Here is a 17,880-nt window from a genome sequence, read left to right as displayed (position 1 = left end):
AATTTATACAATTGCAGTTAAGAAAGGGGCATAGTTTTTATGAGAAAATATGTTATTTATGCATAGCAGAGGCTATTGCATAACAGTTAATGATTAAAATATATAAGTTCAAATAAAGTTTGTTTATTAATATAAATCTTAGAATATTTATAAATGATATTACTGATCGCTATAGTGATGAACTTATATAGAAAATTTATGATATATATGATTCTAACTAGATATTATTAATTTACTATAAAAATTATATAAAAGATCATAAATGTAATAACTTAATTAGAACATATATATAATAGCCTTTGCTCAATCCTAAAATTAAAATTATATTTATATTTAGGAGGAGCATATAGTGAGCTATGCAAATGCAAGGGATATTTTCCCTAATGAAATATTAGAAATAATTCAAAACTACGTGGACGGTGAATATATTTATATACCTAGGAAAGAAGAAAATAAAATTGCATGGGGTGAACTATCTCAGAGTAAAAAGGAACTTTTGAATAGAAACACAAAGATATATAAAGATTATTTAAAAGGGATGTCAACACATAGTCTTTCAGAAATATATTATTTGTCACCCAAAACTATACAAAGGATTATTTTAGAAAAAAAGAGGATGAGATAACATAAAGTGTGCTACTTAATTTGTTTTTAGGTGGCACATTTTTATTTAAGAATTAAGTATGAGGTTGTCATTAAAAAAAGGTAGGATGTATTGTATAATCACATAAGTGGTAATAATTGTTATTTTATAAAACTGATTTAATGGAGGAAGTTATGAAAAGTTTAAAAGGAACAAAAACTGCGGAAAATTTAATGAAATCATTTGCTGGAGAAAGCCAAGCTAGAACGCGATATACATATTATGCAAGTATAGCAAAAAACCAAGGCTATGTTCAAATTTCAAATATATTTATGGAAACTGCTGAGCAGGAAAAGGAACATGCTAAAAAGTTTTATAAATTTTTAAAGCAAGATTTTAAAGATGAAGCTATTGAGATAACAGCATCATATCCAGTATCATTCCATGAGGATACACTATTAAATTTAAAAGCTGCTGCTGCTGGTGAAAATGAAGAGTGGACAGACTTATATCCAGAGTTTGCAAAAATAGCAAGAGAAGAAGGATTTGAAGCAATTGCTGTGACTTTTGAAAGAATTTCTGAAGTTGAGAAAAGACATGAGGCTAGATATTTAAAATTAGCTAAAAATATTGAAGAAAATTTAGTATTCAAAAAAGAAGAATCTGTATTATGGAAATGTTTAAATTGTGGGTATATATATGAAGGTGTAGAAGCACCTATTAGTTGTCCAGCTTGTGCACACCCTCAAGGATATTTTGAAGTATTTGTAGAAAATTATTAAGATATATTATAAAAATTATTGGATAGACATCCGTATAGGAGGTTTATCCTTTTTTATTTAAACATTATTTTTAAATGGAGGTATAAAATGTTTAAAGGATATGACCCAACTAAAGCACCCGAATACGATAATCCTGATGATCCTAATCAAATATTAGATATGGCTGATTTTCCGTACGAGATACTTAAAGATAAATACGTATTAATAGAGAATCCTAGAACTATTAAAGAATGAGATTTAACTTTTTTTGATACAGAAATACAAGCTCTTAAAATAGGAAAGAAAATTTCTCATAAACGTTGGAAAGTTGTACATGCTAGAGTAGCAATTTCAAATTTCTTTGGAATGAAGTGTTTTTCAGGATATGAAGCATATTAAGATAATAAAGGAATCTAATAATTATTATCTAGAGTCTCACATAAATTATGGCCAATCACGAAAGCGATTGGCCATGTAAAATCTTTTTAAATTTTCTACTATCCATTTGACAGGAATCAGTTTGATTTGAGATGTGCTACTTTTCTTTATTAATTTATATAAATTAAATCAAATCATTTAATCCATTAACTGTAGTTTGTTCATCCTCATTAATAGGAATAACTATACATTTTTGCCCATCAATTATTTGAGATTTTATTTGAGGTATTTTTTCAGGTTTTACTTGAAGTATAACATCATAGCTAGAAGACGTATTGTTATCTTCTAAAGTTACATCCTGAGTTTCTTCTAAAATTATATTATCATCATTAAGTTCTGTAGAAAGGTCAGTTTCATTATCTACAGCAACCTCTTGTTTAACTTCCTCAAGTCTAGATTGTAGTATTTCTACCTGCTTTTCAAGGTGTTCTTCTTTTTTTCTTTGAGCACTTGCTTTAAGTATTTTTGAGTCAATTAAATGTTCTGCCAAAGGTAGATCTTCACCAAAGTTTTCTACATAAGATTTTTCAATTTTAGTAGTAGCTTCTTCAGGAACTCCACTTTCTATTAAAATATTTTGTATATCTTTTTGTTTTAATATTATAGGTTCACCATCTGTATCATCATATATTTCATTGTATTCATCTATCATAGTATTTAGATTTTCTTGTATTTCCATAAAAATTTTCTCGGCTTTTTTTTCATCATCGCTAATAGAATCTTTAATAATTGTTTGGAAAGCTTCTTTTTGTATAGTAGCAGTCTGTTTTGAAGAACAACCTAAAGCATTTTCCATTAATTCAGGATGTGGATCCTTTGCATTTTTAGTGTAATACATCACAGAGTTAACATCTGAACTACGATCAATAAAAGCAGGAAATACAAAGCCAAGGGTTGGAGCATTCACCACCCAATCTCTAATACGTGCTTTTATTTTCTTTTCTTCTTCAAAGTATCTAAGTCCAGGTTCTGAAAGTGAAACAGGACATATTGCACATAGAATATACTCATATACCTCTTCAGATTCATCTATTTTAGCATTATCAGTAGTCTTAGTGATAACATCATAAGCATCATGAAAGACTAGTATTAAAAAATTACCAGTATAATCATAAGTATCTATAATAGATTTATAAAAATCTTCAAGTAATGCATCATCTTTTAATTGGCTTTTTTTTAGTTGCATAAGAGAAAGCTGTTTCTCATTTTCAAGATTTTCATTAAGTGGAAAGTTAAGTTCTAAAATATTATTACCAATAGTTCCAGATAGGACTTTTTTAGCAATTTCTAAATACTTAAAGTATTCGTCCTCATCTAAATTTAAAAAGGTTTCTCTAAAATTTAAAAGGATATTTTTTTCACCATTAACATAGCAACCACACATTTTAGTGAAGGTGCAATTATCCTTCTTTAAACGCTTTTTTAACTCAAGTATATCTTTTTTCTTCATATATAAACCTCTCAATCTAATATATCCTATTTGTAGGTATTACTTAACATACTATTATTAAGTATAGTATTTTTTTTATATTAATTAAAGATTTTATTAAGTAAATTTATTTGCTCACAATAGGAAAAAAATATAATATATGTGAAAATATGATATAATTTATTAAATAAAAAATAACATTTATGAAATCACTTGGAGGTAAAATAATGATTATAAGAAAAGCAAGTATAGAAGATTCAGAAAAATATCTACAAATGTTAAAACAATTAGATACTGAAACGAAAAATATGATGTTTGAGCCAGGTGAAAGAAGAACAACTGTTGAACAAATTAAAGAAAGAATTGCGACTATGGACGGAAAGAATGGGATTATATTTCTAATAGAAGATAGAAATAAAATAGGTGGTTTTTTATTATCCGAAAGAGGGATTCTAAATAGAATACGTCATAGTGCATATATAGTTATTGGTATACTTAAGGAATATCGAGGAAAGAAACTTGGAACAAAATTATTTGAAGAAGTTGAAAAATGGGCTTTAGAAAATCATATTACAAGATTAGAGTTGACAGTTGTAAAAGGTAATAAAGCTGCTATTAAGCTATATGAAAAAAGTGGATTTAAAATTGAGGGATTAAAAGAAAAATCAATGATTATTGATGGAAATTATGTAGATGAGTATTATATGGCTAAAGTATATAGCCTTTGTGATTCCTGAATTCTTCCATTTTAGGAGGAGTCTATGTACCCAAATACCTATTTTTTATAATGAATTTTAATGTTTATACTAATTATAAAATAATTAAAAATAAAGCTAGGTGAAAATTTCACCTAACTTTATTTTTATATAATTATAAGATTGCAAGAAGTTCGTTTTAAAATATAATAAATAAAAATATGCTTGGAGTTCTAGATAAACCAATGAGTAATGTTAGAAGAAGATAGTTAATGAAAAAAGAAAACTTATAATATATACTTTAATAATATTTATAATAGGGGTAGCTGGATTAGTTATAATTAACTCAAAGAAAAATAATAATAAAATTGTATTAGGATATTCTTTTGAATTAACTAAAAAAATGTTATTAATAAAAAGTTTGATAGTAAGTATTTAGAGAGTTTTGTAACCATTACAGAACCACAAGATCAATTTGATGTTAATTTAGATAGTATAGGTTCATAGCCTTCAAGAACATCAAGTTTTTTGACTTCATCTTCTAGTTTTAAGAAAAATTTTATTGGGCCAATCCAGACAGAACCAATATTTCTTTATTTTAAAAATTGATATAGTATCAACATTATTCTAAAACCTAATATTAAAGTATTAGCATTACTATCGATACAGTGAACCGTACCATAAATGATGAAGACTTTCTTTACAGGCACTGATGTAACTGGTTTTCCATCAGTAATAAATGGAATAAAAATTTAAAAAGAAGCTTTATATGAAAAGGCGTAATTATAAGTATATAAAATTAGTTTATTATAAGAGAAATAGCCTGTTGATTATAAATAGAATCAGCATGCTATATTCTCCAATTTAAGGTTTTATTGATTGTGGGAATCTGAAAACATTTTTAGGATCGTAAAGTTTTTTTATCTTTCTAAGAGTTTCATAATTTTTACCATAGTATGCATATCCATAATGTTCAAGCTGAGCGTAAGGGAAGTTCACATAAGAACCCTCTGTCAGAGGCTTGACATAGTTGAAAACCAGTGACACCCAATTTCTAAACAGATTATCATTGTCATCTTCTTTCCAATCTGCTGTTATGCCAATGATATAACTAGCTCCTCTATAGTAATAAGCTGAATAACTACTGGAGAAATCTTTTATTTTGCCTCCCAAAGTATAAAGTCTGATAAAACAATCATCTCCCGGACTATTGTCCACATAATTAATTAATCTTCTGATGTTTGTTTTAGACAGAGGACTATAAACAAACCTTCCAGTAGCCTTAAATCTATCAGGAGGTCCATAAAAAGCACCAATGGCTCGTACAGCATCGATAAAAGGTACATATTCTATTAAAGAGTCATCAAGTAGGCCGGGAAGTAATAAAAATTTTTTTAAAATCCTTTCAGCTTCCAGCTTAGTTCCATAGAAAAATCCGTTTAAATATATACCTTTTTTATTAAAACCAGCAAAACAGCTAATCCTTCTGTCTGCAGTTTTTAACCAGCACTGCCACAGTTTAACAAATTCTTCTCTGGAAATATGATTCCATCTAAGTTGTATAAGAGTAATATTATTTACTTTATGAAGCTTAAAGGTATAGCTGGTCACCACTCCAAAGTTTCCTCCACCTGCTCCTCGACAGGCCCAGAACAAGTCATGATTTATATGGTTATTGGCAGTTATCAGATTGCCTTCGGCATTAACCAATTGCAGCTCTAAAAGGTTGTCTGATACTAAGCCAAAATTTCTACAGGATAAACCTATTCCTCCACCTAATACCAGCCCAGAAATTCCAACTGTAGGGCATGTGCCACCATCAAAGGCATATCCCTTTTTTGAAGTGATTGAGTATATATTTCCTAATCTTGCTCCGGCCTGAATTTTTACAGTATTATTTACAGTATTAATCTGAATTTTGTTCATAAAGGTTGTATCGATTACTATTATACCGTTACCTGTTGAATAGCCTTCGTAATTATGCTTTCCTGTACGAATACGAAGTCCTACATGATGTTTTCTGCACCATATAATAGCGTTGGATACATCTGTTGGTGTATAACAATAAACGATGGCTAATGGAAATCTATTAATAGCCAGATTATATTCAAGTCTTAAAATAGGATATTCTTTATCTGAAGGGGTTATTACTATACCAGTTAACCCATCAAAATGCATATTCTCACTCCTTTGTTAAAAAAGTGTTTTATATATTTTATGCTGCTAATATATATAAGTGATATGTAATAACTCGAAAACTATCGATTATTCTCCTTATTTAGAGTAATATGTAGCGATAATAAAACAGTTCAAAGTGGAACTGTTTCAAAAAGTATATTAGATAATATAAAGAATATATCTTCATTTAATGAAACTTTTATAAGAATAAATTTAAATCTATTTGGATTCAAGGGTGATGATGTATATAAAAAAGTAGGTATCTTAAGTAAAACCAAATAAAATTGACCAACGAATTAATGATGAAATTTTAGTTTTAGAAAATAAGTTAAGTAATATAGTATCTATGATTTGTATAGAAAATAACTTAGAGAAAAAAGTAAAATATGAAAAAGAATGTAAGAGTATTTTAGATAGCTTAAAAAAATTAAAGCAAACTAAAAAGTAAATAGAATTATGATATAATTAGAAAAGAATTAGTTTTATAATCTTAGAGGAATATAAAACATAAAGAGTGTAAGATAAGTGAGTTATTATTTATTTATGTCTAAAATATGCATATACATCCACTTATATAAAACAAGAACTAATAAAATTAAAGGGAGTATCTTAGAATGTTAAAGAAAATTAAAAAGATTAGGAATGTAGCAGTGTGAACTAAGTTAAGGGATATTAAAAAATAAAAACTTAGGAGGACAAGATGAATAATACATTTAATCATTGGACAGAAATAAAATATTTAAAGGACTCAATAAAAAATCCATTAATTGAAGTAGGAGAATACACATATTATTCAGGATATTACGCAGGTGGAGATTTTGAAGATATTTGTATTAGGTATATATGGGGAGATGAAAAATCAAAAGAAATGTATAATCCTATAGAAGACTATGGATGGACTTTAGATAGAATAAAAATAGGTAGATATTGTTGTATTGCTAGCGGAGTAGTATTTATGATGGGAGGAAATCATAATCATAATCCAAACTGGATAACTGTATATCCATTTAAAGATAAGCTACTAGATTCATATAAGCCTAAAGGAGATACAATTATAGGTAATGATGTATGGATTGGAACAGAAGCAATGATTATGCCCGGAATTACAATTGGAGATGGGGCAATAATTGCGGCTAGGTCAATAGTTACCAAAAATGTAGAACCTTATACTGTTGTAGGAGGAAATCCTGCAAAACATATAAAAGAAAGATTCGATAAAGAAAAGATAGATATGTTGCTTGAAATGAAATGGTGGGATTGGGAAGAAAATCATATCAAAAATTGCATAGATATATTATCTAGCTCAGATATAAATGAATTGTATAAATATTATAAGATTAATATAAAATAATTCAAAGAAATTATATGAAAAAAGTTATAAAAACTGTATCAATATAATTTAACATAAATAATAATTTAATAATGTATTTAAAATATGTAGGAGAATCAAGTCTAGATAATAGATTAGATTCTCTTTCTTAATTTTTTAAAAAGAAACTTGATGATAAATCAGTAAACAAAAAAATTTATTATATATAATGGGTTTTAAATAAAAAATATCTAAATGGTTAAACAAAAAGGTACACATGAATACTTAATAGATAAAGAAGGAGTTTACAAGAAATTTATTAATATTCGTGAGAAAGTGAGCGTATTTAAAATGACTTAGAATAAATATATAGCTCATGTAAACTTCAGTTAATAATTTTTTATACTATTTTTATAAAATTTACATGAACTATTATGAAATTACTAGAATTTCATTAAAATTAATATATTATTTTCCTCTTTTTTTTGAAGTTACATTTTGTTTAGCTTTTTGAGTATTGTTATCAAAAATATTATTAGAGGAGTTTCGTTGTGAAGGTGGTGAATTTAATATCTTTAAACCAGGTACGTCTTTAGCATTTCTAACCATAATTATATTCTCCTTTCATTTTTCGCAATTTTTAATCACTAAAAATCTAGGCATGATTAATTTGCCTAATAAATATATTTTATCTTTATTTTTTCCGTTTATAACAGGAAGTTTATCACTTTAAACGATTATTATAGCATTAATAAAGTTTATTTCTGTATTTTAAAATTTAAATAATTATCTAACTGTACCATAAATAAATATTAAAATAAATTTTAAATATTCAAACTACTAAATTGAGTTTTGCTGTATGGGTAAAAACATTACATCCTAAAAAGATTTTAATATTACAATTTATAATGTATAATATATGTAAAATAGTTAAAAAGAGGGGATGAAGAATGCATATTAAAAAATATATTTTTAGTTTGTTTATTATAGTTGCAATGTTTTTTTCAATGAATCCAATTACTACATTTGCAGATTCACCAGTAACATCTACTGATTTTTACAAAGCTTATATTGATGTTGATATGGTAAAAACAGCTAAAGAAAAAGGAGTTATAGATCAAGAAATAGCTAATTACTTATATTCAAGCAAAAATCCAATTGATGTTAAAGCAGCAGTTATTAATGCATTGGGTTGGAAATACGAGGGCAAAAATAATGCAGAAAATTATGTTAAGCTAATGTATTCAAGTGATATAGATAAATTAGATATAGGTTCATTATCTGGAGATGAAATTTTTTGCATAAGCTATATGATGGCTTTAGATGATTATTTTCATGTTGATAAGGCATTGTTATTAATGGAAAAAGCCTATGAAAAAAATAATACTAATTTTACAATTGCACTAATTGAAAGTATTTTAAAAGGACAAGCTAATATTGAAAATAGTAATTGGGGAATGATTTGGGTTAATACAGAGAATGTTTTAAATGATAAAACACTTGTAAAAGATATGAAACAAGAAGCAATAGATAGTATAGTGAAATATATGAAATTATATAAAGAATATTAATTTCAACTAAAAAAGGTAGAGTTACTAATTTAAATCTACCTTTTTTAATTACATAAAAAAAGATAAATTAAAGTCTTTTATAATATATATATTATAAATATGAATCAAATAACTATTCCAATAGCAATTCAAAAAAAGAATCTATAATTTCTTTTTTTATACTACTTCGTTCAATAACACCATATCTTTCTATAATACATGGAGGTGCATTTTTTATTATTACTTCTTTTAAGTCTCCTTTTTGAATAAAGTCCCATACCAATGATTTTAGGACAAATGAATATCCAAAGCCTTCATATAAGTACTCTACAATTTCTGATACTTGATTTATACTAAGTTGAAAATTAAGCTTACAGTGGATTTGTTCTTCAATATATGTAATGAAACTATCTCCAGTATCAGCATAAAGAAGAGGAACATTTTTTAATTCCTCCATAAAAAGCTCATCTTTAAAATCATTTGAATTTTTAGTAACTAATATAATTTCGTCTTTTAATATATTTGAACAAATAAACTTATTTGACTTTGGCATGTTAAAAACAAAACCAATATCAATAAGGTTATCAGAAAGCATTTCTAACAAGTCAGGGGTATGATTTATTATAATTTCTAAAGAGATATCTGGTCTAAATTTCATAAATTTTTTAGCAGCCTTTTTGATATATCCTGAATAAATTGAATGGAGTGTTCCTATTTTAAGTGTATTTTTATAATTTAAATTACTTAACATGCGCAAACTTTCTTCTTCAATCGCTACTATTCTTTTTGCATAAGGTAGAAAATATAAACCAGATTGAGTTAATGCCACAGATTTATTAGTTCTAGAACATAATTCAACATCAAGATATTTTTCTAACTCTTGTATTCTATTAGATACAGTTGATTGAACAATATTTAGTTTTTGAGCTGCTTTGGAAAAATTTTTAGTTTCAGCTAATATTACAAAAGTTTTATAAAAATCATAATTCATAGTTAATAGTTACCTTTCTATTGCTATCGATATGATAGATTAATATAAACAAAATAATTTGTTATACAAATTATACGCTATTTCTTATAATAAAAGTATGATGCACTATATAGTGATAATGGAATTTTTATAAAAAATATAATATATATTTTTTTTAGTGAAAGGAAAAAGTGTATGAAAAATATTGTTTTAATGGTGGTAGATTGCCAAAATGCATTGATTAAGGCACATCCTTATAATGAACAAAAAGTAATTGAAAATATTAAAAAACTGATTTTAACTGCAAGAGATAATAAAAAAGAAGTTCTATATGTATGTCATGATGATGGAAAGGGATCTGAGCTTGAACAAGGTACACATGGATGGCAAGTTTATGATAATATAGCACCTAATAGTGGTGAATTGATTTTCGATAAACAATACAATAGTGCTTTCTTTAGAACTAATTTAAGAGAGTATTTAGAAAGTAAAGAGATAGATACAATTATATTGGTAGGACTTCAAACAGAATATTGTATTGATGCTACTTGTAAAAGTGCGTTTGATTATGGATATAAAATAATTATTCCAGAAGGAACAAATACAACTTTTGATAACGAGTATCTACCTGGTGATAAGCTTTATGAGTTTTATAATTATAAAATATGGAACAGACGTTTTGCTAATGTTATTTCAATTGATGATGTGATAAAAATTTTGCAAGATAATTAAAATAGGTGAAAATATGACAGAGATTTTTTATTCAATGGATCATGTACTTTTATTAGCTGATTATAATGATCCTGAAAGACATAAACATTTAGCAAAACATTTATTAATTAGTTTAGGAGACGAAATAACTTGTTTGGTTGAAGATGAACAGGTTACTTGTAAAGGAATTATAATTTCTTCTAATGTATTTCACACAATTGAAAATAATGATAATGATATTTTAGTGTATCTATTTGATGAAACAACAGATATAGCTAAGGAAATAGAAGAAAAATATTTACAAGATAGTTTTTACTATACTTTGAACTCATCTATTGTACAGGAAATTAAGATGATTTGGCAGAAGGATATGTCAAAGAGAAAAAATAATAAAGAAATACAAAAAAATTATTATAGTATTTATCAAAAAATATTAAGGGTGTGTAATTTAGATACATCCAAACCTTATGTTACAGATGAAAGAGTTAAAAAAGTATTGTTTTTACTTGAAGATATGGAAGAAATCACAGAAGGTATAACAGATTATTTAGCAAAAAAGGTATTCTTATCTAAGAGTAGACTTTCTCATTTATTTAAGGAGGAAACAAGGATATCATTAAGTAGTTTTTTAGTTATTATGAAAATAGCAAAGACATATGAATATATATTGTTAGGTGAAAGTATTACAGAAGCATCTATAAAAGCTGGATTTAATAGCCCTTCTCATTTTGCTACGACCAACAAAAATATGTTTGGAATATCAGCAAGTGAATTTAGAAAAGACGTTAAAGTTATAAAGATAAAATAATTAAGAGGGTTTTAAAATAAATATATTAACACTAGAAATAATATTAATATATTTAATGAAATGAATTTTTTATAAATATATTACAATTACATTTAATAAATTTATAATATTTTAAACTTAGCTATTATTTGGAAGTCTTATTTTCAATTCTCAAATACAATAAAGGCATAGTCAACTTAAAAGGACTATGCCTTTAAAATATTATAGGGGATGAGAAAAATGAAAAAAGACAAGATTACTTTTAATAAAGGAATATATTCTTTAAATAAAGAACCAAATTTTAATTTTCAGTTAAATCGTATAGTAATGTGGAATGATGGAGATTTAGAAGAGATAAAAAGAATTGCTCACAAAATTAGAAATAGTGATACTTGGAAAAAAGAGCTAATAGACATAGGAAATAAAGCTGTGAATGAAGGGAAAATAAAAGAAGCTATTGCGTATTACAGAATGAGCGAATTTTTTATGTATGATAAAGATCCAGATAAAGTGAAGTATTATAAATTAGCTGTAGAGATGTTTTATGATTATTATAAAGAATATTTTGATGATAAAACTGTAATTAAGTATCAAGTACCTTATGAAAATGTAATGTTACCAGTATTATATACGAAAGCTGTAGGTAAAAAGAAAGACACTATTTTACTTCATGGAGGAAATGATTCTTATATGGAAGAACTATTTTTTGTAATGCTTTATTTTGCAGAGAATGGTTTTGACGTATATCTTTTTGAAGGACCAGGACAAGGTGGGGTAATGCGTATTCAAGGAAAACATTTTACTTATAAATGGGAAGAACCTGTAAAAGCAATTATTGAATATCTTGACCTTGATGATATTACTATAATAGGGGCATCTTTAGGGGGAATGTTGGCACCTAGAGCAGCAGCTTATGAAAAAAGAATTAAGAGAGTTATAGCATGGTCTATTTTTCCTAATTTCTTTTCAGTAGTATTAAGTAGGATGCCTTATGGTGAACAAAAGATAGTAAAGTTATTAATGAAGTTTCATGTAGCACCTATAATTAATTTACTTTTTAATTTATCTGCAAAAAAAGATGCTACTGTAGATTGGGGAATTAAGCATGGTATGTATGCTTATAATGCAAAATCTCCTTATGATTATGCAGTAAAGTTAAATGAATTCCAAATAGAGAATATCGGACATTTAATTGATCAGGATGTATTAGTCATAGGGGCAAATAAGGATCATTTTATTAATTATAAAATTTTTAAGGATGAATTAGAATGTTTAAATAATATACATTCTTTAACTTTTCGCCTTTTTACAGATAAAGAAATTGCTTCTAATCACTGTAATATGGGAAATACAAAACTTACTTTAGATACTATGATTAATTGGATAGAACAAATTAAATAATTATATTAATTTTAAATAAATAATATCTAGTTAGAAGCATATATATATATCATAATTTTTCTATATAAGTTCCTTATTAAACTTGTTAATCATACCATTTATAAATCTTCTAAGATTTATATTAATAAATAAATTTTATTGGAACTTATATATTAATTTAAATTGGATTTTTAGAATGTATATATAATTAATTATATATAAAAAGATGGTTAAAAAATAAGCCATCTTTTTATTGTGAATTTATTCCTGATGATAGTTTTTGGTATTCATAAGGTAGTAGACCAGTACTCTTTTTAAAAAGAGTAGAAAAACGACTAGCGCTATTGTATCCAACAATTTGAGCAACTTGTTGAATATTTAAATCAGTATTTGATAATAAATGTTCAGCATGCCCCATACGACGTTGCTGAATATATTCAGTAATTGTACATTTATAGACTTTTTTAAATGTTGATTTTAGTTTTGTTGCTCCCATACATGCAATTTTACAAAGACGTTCTTGATGTATATCAAAGGCATAATGGTCATTAATATATGCAGTTACCGTATTTAAATGTTGTAAATCTTCATTTGATATTTTATTTTGTACTTTTGATTTTAAGTGAGTATTTCTTTCTACAATAAGGGATACAGCTTCAGCTACCTTTCCTTCATAGAATAATTTAGCGGGCATTCCAGTACCACGGTAATTTTTTATTTGATGTAAAAGCAAAACCATTTCTGGAAACTCAGTTGTTTCATCTATACTTAAAAAAGCAGAAGATGGATTTATATATTCATCTGAATATTTTCTTTTTAAATATTCCTCATAATATTCTGGTGTTATATCAATTCCAATAGATTTAATTGGTATGTTTTTGTGAATTAAGGCTTGATAACCTTTTTTACTATTGAAATATCCATTTATACAGCCTGCATTTAATCTTTTATATGGGTTTAATTCTTCTCCAGAAATAGATTCATAATAAATAATACCTAGATATTCTGGCATGGTGCAGTTGATAAAAGTATCTTTATATACAACAAAATCATGAATTGTTATCGAAAATAAATTTTCATGAGTATAAATCCAATACCAACCATCCCCTATCTCTGGATCAAAATGATAACATAAACCTTCTTCATTAAACAGTTTATTATTCTTTTCATTTTTGAATCCATTTTCTAATAAATACGGTTCTCTCATATCTATAATACTATCTTTCATTTAATTCCCTCCGTATATTACGATTAGACGAAAAAATATTATGATTAGGCGTTTCATATGTTTAGATATTGTTAGACTATGGCTTGCAATGTATACTTACAAGTGTCGGATTGGTAAAATATAACTTTGGCTTATTGTAACATTATTATTTTATGTGGTCAATGCTGTTTTAAAAGATAGCCTAATTTAAAAATTTTTATCGTATCGTGAAAGGACGTGATTTTATGAATTTTAAAAAGGAAAATTCAATTTCTTTACTTTTAAAATGGGCAGGAAAAGATAAATATTATATGTATTTATCGATAATATGTTCATTTATAAGTGGAATATTAACAATGGTTCCTTATTATATTATCTACAAGGTAATGGGAAAAGTTTATGAAAATAGTTTTAGCAGAGAAGAATTTGTTAATTATCTATTTATATTAGCTTTAGCTATTGTAATTAGATTTGTATTGTTTTCTACATCAGGAGTATTATCTCATAAAGGAGCTTACAACACTTTATTTAAGGTACGTTGTATGGTGGTAGATCATATGGCAAAGGTGCCTTTAGGAAATTTGAGTGAACAAAATACAGGTGATATTAAAACTTTGTTAAATGAAGAAATTGAAAAATTAGAATTATTTTTAGCTCACCATTTACCAGAATTAATATTCTATATGACAGGTCCTATTGTCATATTTATATATTTATGTTCAGTAAATATTATGCTAGCTTTAATATCATTAGTTCCTTTAGTACTTGCATTAATGGTTATTGCAATTATGTTTAGAGGTACAGATAAAATGATGCAGAGAGCAACAAAGTCAATTGCAAATTTAAATTCTTCTATAATTGAGTATATTACTGGAATGAGAATAATTAAAGCTTACAATATGGGAAGTCAATCTTTTAAGAAATTTTCAAATGCTGTTGATGATGAATATAATGTGTGGAAAGAGATGTCTTGGAAGATGGGGCCTCCATATGCAGCTTATGTTGTTATTATTGAATGTGGACTATTGTTAATGGTACCTATTGGTGGAATGTGGTTTTTAAAGGGTTCTGTAATTCAAAGTACATTTATATTATTTGCTTTTGTTGGATCTTTATATTTAACAGAAATTAGACCATTACAAGAACTAGGTTCTAAATTTGCTCAAGTTCTTAATTCGGTTAATTTACTAAAAAATATATTAAATATACAAGTCTTTAATGAGGGAGGAGAATTCCCTAAAAATTATGATATTGAAATGAAGAATGTAACATTCTCTTATGATAATAAAACAAACATATTAAAAGACGTAAATCTCAAAATTAATGAAGGAGAAAAGATAGCAATAGTTGGACAATCTGGAGCTGGTAAGAGTACAATAATTCAATTAATTTCTCGTTTTTATGATACAAAAGAAGGTGAGATTTTAATTGGTAAAAAAAATATAAAAGATATTGATTATGAAAAATTATTAGAAAAAGTATCAATAGTATTTCAAAAGACTTTTTTAACAAGTGGAACTATATTTGAAAATATATGTATGGGGATGAATAAAAGTTTAGAAGAGGTTAGAGAAGCAGCAAAGAAAGCACAAATTGATGATTTTATTATGGGATTATCAGAAGGATATAATACATTGGTTAAGAGTTATGGTTCAAGATTTTCAGGAGGAGAGAAGCAAAGAATAGCAATTGCTAGGGCAATTCTTAAAAATTCTCCAATATTAATTTTAGATGAAGCTACATCAGCAGCAGATCCAGAAAATCAAGTTGAGATTGATAAGGCAATAAACAATTTATGTAAAGGTAAGACAGTTATAATAGTTGCACATAGATTAGGCGTAGTTAAACAATGTAAGAGAGTTGCTGTTGTTGAAAAGAATACAGTCTCAAATTTTGGAACCCATGAAGAACTATTAAAAAAGAATGATTACTACAAAAACATATGGAAAGATTATAAAGAAGCAAGGGGCATTAGCTATAACTTAAAAGCTGAACAGGGGGGATGTTAGATGAATTCAAAAAAAGTAATGAAGAAAAATTCAGCTTTTTATTTATCAATGTTATTGAATATAATAGAAGGATTATTGTCAGGATGTAACTTTATGGTTTTATATTTTACAATGGATGCTTTAATAAATAAAAATTTAAATAAAAAGTTATTACTTACTCTTACAGGAATTCTAGCTTTAGTATTTATAATAAGACTTTTGGCTTATAGTATAGGATATACTATAGGTCAAGTAGGTGGAGCTAGTATTAGTAAAGGAATAAGAATATTTTTAGGAAATAAAATAAAAAAAATTCCACTAACAAAGTTTACTAAAAACCAAACAGGAGAATATATAAATGCTACAACTGATAGTATCAATAATTATGAAAATATATTAACGCATAAAAGTGGAGATATTGTAAAAAACATAACACTGATACTTTTAGTTATAGTTTTTGTAGGAAAAATATTTTTGTCAGCAGGAATTGTAATATTATTTGCAAATTTATTACTAATACCAGCATTAGCATTGTCCTTTTATTCAGTAAAAAAATATGGAAATCATAAAAATAGAGTGTTAACAGAGAATGTTAGTAATATTGTTGAGTACATAAAAGGAATACAGACTCTTCGTGCTTATGGAATTGCTGGAACAAAGAATAAGAGTGTTACTGAATCTATGAGAGAATATAGCAATGTAAGTTATTTATATGAAAAGAAAGTTATACCTATAGGTATGATATTTTTTATATTAAATTGGTGTAGTTTACCTCTTGTAATGTATTTAGCAGGAGATTCTTGGGCTAAAGGGGTGTTAGATACTACTAGTTTCTTTATGGTTAGTATAATTCCGATATTTACATGTAAACTTTTTATGACAATTTTTATAGATTTAACAGCATATAAAAATTTGATTATATCTAAAAAACAAGTTTTAAAAGTTATGAATGAAGAAGAAGAAAAAGATAATAATCTAGATTTTGTACCAAATGATTATAGTATAGAATTTCAAAATGTAGGATTTTCTTATATAAAGGGTGAAAAAGTTTTAAAAAATGTAAATTTTAAAGCTGAAAATCAAAAGTTAACTGCTATTGTTGGCGGATCAGGTTCAGGTAAGTCTACAATTCTTAACCTTATAGCAAAATATTATGTTCCAGATACAGGTGATATAAAAATTGGTGGACAATCAATAAAGGAAATATCTTCATCAAAAATATTAGATAAAATTTCTATGGTAGATCAGGATGTATTTTTATTTAATGATACTATTAAAAATAACATAAGATATGCAAGAGCTGAAGCTACAGATGAAGAAATAGAAAATGCATGTAAACTTGCTAACTGCCATGATTTTATTATTAAAATGAAACAAGGTTATAATACAGCAGTTGGAGAGAATGGTGACAAGTTATCAGGGGGTGAAAGACAGAGGATTTCTATAGCTAGAGCTATACTAAAAAATAGTCCAATTCTTTTACTTGATGAGGCTACATCATCTTTGGATATAGAAAATGAGATTGCAGTTAAAGAAGCTATTAAAAATTTATTAAATGCTAAAAAAACAGTAATAATGATAGCACATACTTTATCTATAATTAAAAATGCAGATAAAATTATAGTGATTGACAATGGTAATATTATTGAAATGGGTACAGCAGAACATTTAATAAAGGAAAAGGGAAAATTTGCTTCAATGTGGAGTGCGGAAGAAGAATTAAATAAATAACATTTTTAGTTTATCTGAATCTTTAATTAATAAAAACACTGAAATTAGATCTATTAACGGTTAGTGTTAGCATTAATTTAAGATTCAGATTTTTTTATTATTGTTTATCATGTAGAATAATTTCTTTGTTATAAGTAAATAAGTATTTATATGTAAGATTTAA

16 protein-coding genes are annotated in these 17,880 nt (G+C 26.3%); 11 read left to right on the top strand and 5 right to left on the bottom strand.

Going from position 1 to position 17,880, the window contains the following annotated elements; translation table 11 throughout:
- Positions 1–349: 349 nt before the first annotated feature.
- The 3 genes from ACYUET_RS05860 to ACYUET_RS05850 all read left to right on the top strand — a co-directional run bounded on the left by ACYUET_RS05860 (position 350) and on the right by ACYUET_RS05850 (position 1,599).
- The gene (locus ACYUET_RS05860) at positions 350–625 is read left to right on the top strand and encodes a CD3324 family protein (protein WP_460278364.1); all 276 of its coding nucleotides are present in this window, start codon (positions 350–352) and stop codon (positions 623–625) included.
- Between the two features lie 152 nt (positions 626–777).
- On the top strand, positions 778–1,365 hold the full coding sequence (gene rbr, locus ACYUET_RS05855; protein ID WP_460278363.1) for a rubrerythrin: 588 nt from the start codon (positions 778–780) through the stop codon (positions 1,363–1,365).
- Between the two features lie 87 nt (positions 1,366–1,452).
- Positions 1,453–1,599, top strand: a complete 147-nt coding sequence (locus ACYUET_RS05850) for a hypothetical protein (RefSeq protein WP_460278362.1) — start codon at positions 1,453–1,455, stop codon at positions 1,597–1,599.
- A 307-nt stretch (positions 1,600–1,906) separates the two neighbouring features.
- On the opposite strand, the gene ACYUET_RS05845 is transcribed toward ACYUET_RS05850, so the two are convergent.
- Positions 1,907–3,232 (bottom strand): DUF4317 domain-containing protein, encoded by a 1,326-nt coding sequence (locus ACYUET_RS05845; protein WP_460278361.1) that lies wholly within the window; start codon positions 3,230–3,232, stop codon positions 1,907–1,909.
- 206 nt (positions 3,233–3,438) lie between these two features.
- Here ACYUET_RS05845 and ACYUET_RS05840 point away from each other — a divergent pair, with 206 nt between their 5' ends.
- Positions 3,439–3,948: a GNAT family N-acetyltransferase gene (locus tag ACYUET_RS05840; RefSeq protein WP_460278360.1), complete on the top strand. Its 510-nt coding sequence runs from the start codon at positions 3,439–3,441 to the stop codon at positions 3,946–3,948.
- 822 nt (positions 3,949–4,770) lie between these two features.
- Here the strand turns inward: ACYUET_RS05840 and ACYUET_RS05835 are convergent.
- Positions 4,771–6,084, bottom strand: a complete 1,314-nt coding sequence (locus tag ACYUET_RS05835) for an FAD-binding oxidoreductase (RefSeq protein ID WP_460278359.1) — start codon at positions 6,082–6,084, stop codon at positions 4,771–4,773.
- Positions 6,085–6,784: 700 nt separating this feature from the next.
- Between ACYUET_RS05835 and ACYUET_RS05830 the strand changes: the two genes are divergently transcribed.
- Positions 6,785–7,435, top strand: a complete 651-nt coding sequence (locus tag ACYUET_RS05830; RefSeq protein WP_460278358.1) for a CatB-related O-acetyltransferase — start codon at positions 6,785–6,787, stop codon at positions 7,433–7,435.
- A 426-nt stretch (positions 7,436–7,861) separates the two neighbouring features.
- Here the strand turns inward: ACYUET_RS05830 and ACYUET_RS05825 are convergent, their stop codons facing one another.
- Positions 7,862–8,002, bottom strand: coding sequence for a hypothetical protein (locus tag ACYUET_RS05825; RefSeq protein ID WP_460278357.1), 141 nt, complete (start codon positions 8,000–8,002; stop codon positions 7,862–7,864).
- 341 nt (positions 8,003–8,343) lie between these two features.
- Between ACYUET_RS05825 and ACYUET_RS05820 the strand changes: the two genes are divergently transcribed.
- Positions 8,344–8,964 carry a hypothetical protein gene (locus tag ACYUET_RS05820; RefSeq protein WP_460278356.1) on the top strand — a complete coding sequence of 207 codons (621 nt, stop codon included), beginning with the start codon at positions 8,344–8,346 and terminating at the stop codon, positions 8,962–8,964.
- Between the two features lie 112 nt (positions 8,965–9,076).
- Here the strand turns inward: ACYUET_RS05820 and ACYUET_RS05815 are convergent, their stop codons facing one another.
- Positions 9,077–9,934, bottom strand: a complete 858-nt coding sequence (locus ACYUET_RS05815; protein ID WP_460278355.1) for a LysR family transcriptional regulator — start codon at positions 9,932–9,934, stop codon at positions 9,077–9,079.
- Between the two features lie 174 nt (positions 9,935–10,108).
- On the opposite strand from ACYUET_RS05815, the gene ACYUET_RS05810 reads away from it, so the two are divergent.
- The 3 genes from ACYUET_RS05810 to ACYUET_RS05800 all read left to right on the top strand — a co-directional run bounded on the left by ACYUET_RS05810 (position 10,109) and on the right by ACYUET_RS05800 (position 12,812).
- Entirely contained in the window at positions 10,109–10,645 is a 537-nt protein-coding gene (locus tag ACYUET_RS05810; protein ID WP_460278353.1) for a cysteine hydrolase family protein, read from the top strand.
- Between the two features lie 13 nt (positions 10,646–10,658).
- Complete coding sequence (locus tag ACYUET_RS05805) at positions 10,659–11,432, top strand: helix-turn-helix domain-containing protein (protein ID WP_460278352.1); 774 nt, start codon at positions 10,659–10,661, stop codon at positions 11,430–11,432.
- A gap of 219 nt (positions 11,433–11,651) precedes the next feature.
- Positions 11,652–12,812, top strand: coding sequence for an alpha/beta hydrolase family protein (locus tag ACYUET_RS05800; RefSeq protein WP_460278351.1), 1,161 nt, complete (start codon positions 11,652–11,654; stop codon positions 12,810–12,812).
- Between the two features lie 229 nt (positions 12,813–13,041).
- On the opposite strand, the gene ACYUET_RS05795 is transcribed toward ACYUET_RS05800, so the two are convergent.
- Positions 13,042–14,019 carry a helix-turn-helix domain-containing protein gene (locus ACYUET_RS05795; protein WP_460278350.1) on the bottom strand — a complete coding sequence of 326 codons (978 nt, stop codon included), beginning with the start codon at positions 14,017–14,019 and terminating at the stop codon, positions 13,042–13,044.
- A gap of 224 nt (positions 14,020–14,243) precedes the next feature.
- Here ACYUET_RS05795 and ACYUET_RS05790 point away from each other — a divergent pair, with 224 nt between their 5' ends.
- Both ACYUET_RS05790 and ACYUET_RS05785 read left to right on the top strand, forming a co-directional pair.
- Positions 14,244–16,007 (top strand): ABC transporter ATP-binding protein, encoded by a 1,764-nt coding sequence (locus ACYUET_RS05790; protein WP_460278348.1) that lies wholly within the window; start codon positions 14,244–14,246, stop codon positions 16,005–16,007.
- Positions 16,008–17,717 (top strand): ABC transporter ATP-binding protein, encoded by a 1,710-nt coding sequence (locus tag ACYUET_RS05785; RefSeq protein WP_460278347.1) that lies wholly within the window; start codon positions 16,008–16,010, stop codon positions 17,715–17,717. It begins immediately after the preceding gene.
- The last annotated feature ends 163 nt before the right edge of the window (positions 17,718–17,880 follow it).

The sequence above is a fragment of the Clostridium sp. CTA-5 genome (assembly GCF_054768135.1).
This window is presented reverse-complemented; position numbering and strand designations above follow the sequence as displayed.